This window comes from Stenotrophomonas sp. 05L44_2, from assembly GCF_056665995.1.
In genome coordinates this window covers 1-4449 of sequence record NZ_JBFTNR010000339.1, presented here as the reverse complement: position 1 = coordinate 4449, position 4449 = coordinate 1, and the positions used below count along the sequence as shown (strand labels likewise).

The 4449-nt window shown below is 68.8% G+C and carries 6 protein-coding genes; all 6 read left to right on the top strand.

Features of this window, described 5'->3' with window-relative positions; translation table 11 throughout:
- Positions 1–297, top strand: a 297-nt coding sequence (locus AC1VAN_RS12890) for a FliH/SctL family protein (RefSeq protein ID WP_480985929.1), incomplete at its 5' end; no start/stop codon positions are given.
- The gene (locus tag AC1VAN_RS12885; protein ID WP_025878993.1) at positions 294–1694 is read left to right on the top strand and encodes a FliI/YscN family ATPase; all 1401 of its coding nucleotides are present in this window, start codon (positions 294–296) and stop codon (positions 1692–1694) included. The genes AC1VAN_RS12890 and AC1VAN_RS12885, both read left to right, overlap by 4 nt.
- The gene (gene fliJ, locus AC1VAN_RS12880) at positions 1691–2158 is read left to right on the top strand and encodes a flagellar export protein FliJ (RefSeq protein WP_025878992.1); all 468 of its coding nucleotides are present in this window, start codon (positions 1691–1693) and stop codon (positions 2156–2158) included. The genes AC1VAN_RS12885 and fliJ overlap by 4 nt, the downstream gene beginning before the upstream one ends.
- Positions 2158–3321, top strand: coding sequence for a flagellar hook-length control protein FliK (locus AC1VAN_RS12875; protein WP_442252358.1), 1164 nt, complete (start codon positions 2158–2160; stop codon positions 3319–3321). Before fliJ ends, AC1VAN_RS12875 begins: the two co-directional genes overlap by 1 nt.
- Before the next feature lie 221 nt (positions 3322–3542).
- Positions 3543–4058 carry a flagellar basal body-associated FliL family protein gene (locus AC1VAN_RS12870; RefSeq protein WP_442252385.1) on the top strand — a complete coding sequence of 172 codons (516 nt, stop codon included), beginning with the start codon at positions 3543–3545 and terminating at the stop codon, positions 4056–4058.
- A gap of 10 nt (positions 4059–4068) precedes the next feature.
- Positions 4069–4449, top strand: a 381-nt coding sequence (locus AC1VAN_RS12865) for a flagellar motor switch protein FliM (protein ID WP_480985928.1), incomplete at its 3' end; no start/stop codon positions are given.

Below are 4449 nucleotides of genomic sequence, written 5' to 3'. Positions count from 1 at the left end.
CTGGTAGGCCGTGCCTACGAGGCCGATCCGGCGCTGCTGGGGCAGCTGGTCGGCGAGGCGATTGACGCCGTCGGCGGCAGCAACCGCGAGGTGGAAGTACGCCTGCACCCCGATGACATCAACGCCCTCGCCCCGTTGCTGACCCTGTCGCCGCAGCAGCGCCTGGTGCCTGATACCAGCCTGAGCCGTGGCGACCTGCGCGTGCATGCCGAAGCGGTACGCATCGACGGCACCCTGGAAGCCCGCCTGCGCGGCGCGCTGGACGCCGTGATCCGCCAGACCGGAGCCATCGCATGAATACCAATACCGCTTCGCAGCCGTCGCCGCCGGCCGACTGGGCCGTGGCCCGCAACCTGCGCCTGGCCAACCGCCTCGACGGCCTGAAAGTCGACACCGCGCACGGTCGCGGGCTGATCCGCGAAGGCGTGCTGCGGCGGGCGGTCGGCCTGACCCTGGAAGCGGTCGGCTGCGAAGCGCCGCTCGGCGCCAGCTGCAAGGTGGAAGTGGTTGACGGCGGCTGGGTCGATGCCGAAGTGGTCGGCTTCGCCGGCGAACGCACCTACCTGATGCCCAGTGCCGAACTGCACGGGCTGCTGCCGAATGCGCGGGTGGTGCCCTCGGCACGTCGTGGCGGCGTGGAAGTGGGCGAAGGCCTGCTCGGCCGTGTCATCGACAGCGATGGCGTACCGCTGGATGGCAAGGGCCCGATCCGCGCTGAAGGCCACGTCGGCATGGCCGGCGTTTCGATCAATCCGCTGGCGCGCGAACCCATCACCCAGCCGCTGGACGTGGGCGTGCGCGCGATCAACGCGCTGCTGCCGATCGGCCGCGGCCAGCGTGTGGGCCTGTTCGCCGGCTCCGGCGTCGGCAAATCGACGTTGCTGGGCATGATGACCCGCTACACCGCCGCCGACGTGATCGTGGTCGGCCTGATCGGTGAGCGTGGCCGCGAAGTGCGCGATTTCGTTGAAAGCACGCTGGGCGAGGAAGGCCTGCGCCGCGCGGTGGTAGTGGCCAGCCCGGCCGACCGGCCGCCGCTGGCCCGCCTGCATGGCGCCTACCGTGCCACGGCCATCGCCGAATGGTTCCGCGACCAGGGCCTGAACGTCCTGCTGCTGATGGATTCGCTGACCCGCTTCGCGCAGGCGCAGCGCGAGATCGGCCTGTCGGTGGGCGAGCCGCCCACCACGCGCGGCTATCCGCCCTCGGTGTTTGCCAAGCTGCCGGCACTGGTGGAACGTGCAGGCAACGGCGCCAAGGGGCGCGGTTCGATCACCGCCTTCTACACCGTGCTGACCGAAGGCGACGATCCGCAGGATCCGATCGCCGATGCAGCGCGCGCGATTCTTGACGGCCACATCCTGCTCTCGCGCCGGGTGGCCGACAGCGGCCTGTACCCGGCCATCGATGTGGAATCGTCGGTCAGCCGCGTGGTCACGGAAATCGCCGACGAACCGTGGCGCCTGCGCATCCGCAAGCTGAAACGGCTGGTCTCGGCCTACTCGGCCAACCGCGACCTGATCGCCATCGGCGCCTATCAGCGCGGCAACGACGCGGCGACCGATGAAGCCCTTGAGCGCTGGCCGGAAATCATGGAATTCCTCGGCCAGGATGTGGCCAAGGCCGCAGATCTACCGCACAGCCAGGCGGCGTTGCAGCGCCTGGTGGAACAAGAGAACGAGAGGCTGACATGATCCAGTCCAAGCGCATCGACCCCCTGCTGAAGCGGGCCCAGGAACACGAGGACGCGGTCGCCCGCGACCTGGCGGAACGCCAGAACGTGCTCGACACCCATCTGTCGCGCCTGGACGAACTGCGGCGCTACGCCGAGGAGTACGCCAACGCGCAGATGGCCGCGACCAGCCCGGCGCAGCTGTTGAACCGGCGCGCATTCCTGGACCGGCTGGACAGCGCGGTGGAACAGCAGCAGCAGACCGTCAACGGCAACCTCGAAAAAGTGGAGGCCGAACGCGCGCGCCTGATCCTGGCCAGCCGTGACAAGGCCGTGCTGGAGCAGCTGGCCGCCAGCTACCGCGCGCAGGAAAAAGTGGTGACCGACCGCCGCGACCAGCGCGAGATGGATGACATCGGCGCACGCCGCGCGCGCCTGGCACAGACCGAAGACCAGGACGATGGCGAGCAGGGAGGCCGGTCGTGATGCCCTCCCCGTTGAGCAGCAACGCCAGCGCATCGACGCCCGGCGGCAGTGGCAATGCCGGCAGCGCACGCGCCTCGCGCAGCGATTCCGGCAAGGATTTCGGCCAGATGCTGCAGGGCGGCAGCGCCTCGACCGGCACGCCCGGTACCGCCACAAACGCCAGCAATCCGGCAACACCGGCCAACGCTGCAACACCACCCGACGGCAACCCGGGCAAGGCGACACCGCGGCCGACCGACGGCGAAGCAGCCGCCACGGACGCCAGCACATCGACACCTGCTGTACCGGCAACGTCGGCAGCCAGCGACGACAAGGGCACCCCGGCCAACGCGGACGACGCGCCCTGGCCGCCACTCGGATTGGCCGGCCTGATGCTGGCCGTGCCCACCGGCGTCGATCCGGCGCCTATGCTGCCGCCGCCAGCGGCCAGCGATGCCGAAGGCGGCGCGCTGCCCTCCGCTGCACTGGCACCCGCGGCCGCCGCAGTGGCGACCAACGCGAGCCAGGGCGCGGCAGCGCCGGCCGCCAGCGCTCCGGCATCCGCTGCCGGCGATGATGAGGCCAGTGGCCTGCCGTTGCCGGAGCTGGTGATGAGTGGCAAGGCATTGGATCGTGCCGACGACGGTGACAGCCTGCAGATCGGCGACCGCGCACCTCCGGCACCGCTGCAGTCCCCCCTGCCCGCCGCCCTGCAGGACCTGAAGGCCGCACTGGCCAGCAATGCCGTCTTCAATGGCGAACCGACTCCGAAGCCGGTGCTGGGCGATGATGGTTTCGACCAGGCCATCGGCGCGCGCATCGGCTGGCTGGCCGACCAGAAGATCGGCCATGCCCACATCCGCCTCAATCCGGAAGACCTGGGGCCGGTGGACGTGCGCCTGCAGATGAACGGTGACAAGGTCCATGCCAGCTTCAGCAGCCCGCATGTGGATGTACGCCAGGCGCTGGAAAGCAGCCTGCCGCGCCTGCGTGAACTGCTCGGCGAGCAGGGCTTCCAGCTGGCCCATGCCGATGTCGGCCAGCAGCACAGTGGCGACGGCACTCCGGGCAGCCCGGCGGGCGGCGGCGGTCGTGGCGGTGACGGAGAACCGTCACTGGGCGACACCACGGTGTCGGCGTCGCAGCTGATCCGCCAGCGCGGGTTGTTGGACGCGTACGCCTGACAGGCGTGCCAACCAAGGTTGGCACCCACCAGAGCGGGACGGTTGGCACCTGGCAGTACACGGGTAGCGCGGGCCATGCCCGGCGGATTCCCGACATTCCGCCGGGCATGGCCCGGCGCTGCCGATATGAACACCCGACGGAATTCCGTCACCGCCCTCCCCGGCAGCTCCGGCACACCCCTTGCATATCCCGGTGAAGCAACCCTCAGGAGCTTCACCCCGTGGCCGCAGCCGCTGACAAAACCAAGAAGACCGCCGACAAGGACAAGACCGCCAAGCCGCGCAGTCCGATCCTGATCACCGCCATGGTCGCCGTACTGGCCGCCGGTGCCGCCGGTGGCGGCGTCTGGTTCTTCACCCAGTCCAAGCACGAAGACAAGACCGCGCAGGCGCCGAAGAAGACCACCACCCCGGCCCCGGCCCAGTACTTCGCGCTGGAACCGGCATTCGTGGTCAACCTCAACGGCTCGATCGACGGCCCGCGCTACCTGCAGGTGGAAGTGCAGCTGATGACCCGCGATCCGGCCGCGCTGGAAGCGATCAAGACCCATGCCCCGGCCATCCGCGCGCGCCTGCTGATGCTGTTCTCGCAGGTCAGCCCGCAGCAGATCGCCGACATCGCCGGCAAGCAGAAGCTGCAGGCCGATTCGTTGGCCGAAGTGCAGAAGGTGCTGAAGGCCGAGACCGGCAGCAACGGTGCCGACGACCTGCTGTTCACCAGCTTCGTGACCCAGTAAGGGCTCCCCGATGAATGACCTGCTGTCCCAGGATGAGATCGATGCCCTGTTGCATGGCGTGGACAGTGGCGCGGTCGAAACCGAGCCGGACGCCCCCAGTGGCGAAGCACGCTCCTACGATTTCGCCAGCCAGGACCGCATCATCCGCGGTCGCATGCCGACCCTGGAAATGGTCCACGAGCGCTTTGCGCGCCTGTGGCGGATCGGCCTGTTCAACCTGATCCGGCGTTCGGCCGAACTGTCCGTGCGCGGCATCGAGCTGATCAAGTTCAACGACTACATGCACTCGCTGTATGTGCCGACCAACCTGAACCTGATCCGCTTCAAGCCACTGCGCGGTACCGGCCTGATCGTATTCGAACCGACCCTGGTGTTCGCCATCGTCGACAAC